This is a genomic window from Mesorhizobium sp. M7A.F.Ca.CA.003.01.2.1, assembly GCF_003998945.1.
Taxonomy (GTDB): domain Bacteria; phylum Pseudomonadota; class Alphaproteobacteria; order Rhizobiales; family Rhizobiaceae; genus Mesorhizobium; species Mesorhizobium ciceri.
On record NZ_RZRA01001307.1, the window covers coordinates 1 to 1,136 of the forward strand.

General features: G+C 62.2%; 2 protein-coding genes and 1 pseudogene. All 3 read left to right on the top strand.

Features of this window, described 5'->3' with window-relative positions:
• Positions 1 to 97, top strand: a pseudogene (locus tag EN969_RS32225) (elongation factor Tu); the annotation flags it as partial.
• A gap of 69 nt (positions 98 to 166) precedes the next feature.
• A complete protein-coding gene (gene rpsJ, locus EN969_RS32230; protein ID WP_010909272.1) occupies positions 167 to 475 on the top strand; it encodes a 30S ribosomal protein S10 in 309 nt (102 codons plus the stop codon).
• Between the two features lie 61 nt (positions 476 to 536).
• A partial coding sequence (gene rplC, locus EN969_RS32235; RefSeq protein WP_127419795.1) for a 50S ribosomal protein L3 occupies positions 537 to 1,136 on the top strand: 600 nt, incomplete at its 3' end.

Genomic DNA, 1,136 nt, shown 5'->3' on the forward strand with positions numbered 1-1,136 from the left:
GATCGTGCCGATCGCCATGGAAGAGAAGCTGCGCTTCGCTATCCGTGAAGGCGGCCGCACCGTCGGTGCCGGCATCGTCGTCACCATCAAAGAGTAATTTGGACTTAAACCGATCTGTCGCGGGCGCGGGAGTTGCCCGCGCCGCGCCAGAACAAGGAAGTGACGCATGAACGGACAGAATATCCGCATCCGCCTTAAGGCGTTTGACCACCGCGTGCTCGACGCCTCGACGAAGGAAATCGTGTCGACGGCCAAGCGTACCGGTGCAAACGTCCGCGGCCCCATTCCGCTGCCGACGCGGATCGAAAAGTTCACGGTCAACCGGTCGCCTCACGTCGACAAGAAGAGCCGCGAGCAGTTCGAGATGCGCACGCACAAGCGTCTGCTCGACATCGTCGATCCGACCCCGCAGACGGTCGATGCTTTGATGAAGCTCGATCTGGCCGCCGGCGTCGACGTCGAGATCAAGCTCTAAGGGAATGAGAGCGCGGTAAGGGGCGGTGCCCCTGGCCCGGAACTCTAAAGGAATTGAACCGATGCGTTCAGGTGTGATTGCAAAGAAGGTGGGAATGACCCGCATCTATAACGATGCCGGGGAACATGTTCCCGTCACCGTTCTCCTGATGGAGAACTGCCAGGTCGTGGCCCAGCGCACGCAAGAGAAGAATGGCTACACCGCCGTTCAGCTCGGCGTTGGCCTTGCCAAGGTGAAGAACACGTCGAAGGCGATGCGCGGCCATTTCGCGACCGCTTCCGTCGAGCCGAAGGCGAAGGTCGCCGAGTTCCGCGTCTCCGCCGACAACATGATCGATGTCGGCGCCGAGATCACCGTCGAGCACTTCGTCGCCGGCCAGAAGGTCGATGTGACGGGCACGACGATCGGCAAGGGCTTTCAGGGCGTCATCAAGCGCCACCACATGGGCGGTGGCCGTGCAACGCACGGTAACTCGGTTTCGCACCGTACGCACGGTTCGACCGGCCAGCGCCAGGACCCGGGCAAGGTGTTCAAGGGCAAGCATATGGCTGGCCACATGGGCGACACCCGCGTCACCACGCAGAATGTCGAGATCGTATCGACCGACGCCGACCGCGGCCTGATCCTGATCCGCGGTGCAGTTCCCGGATCGAAGGCCGCC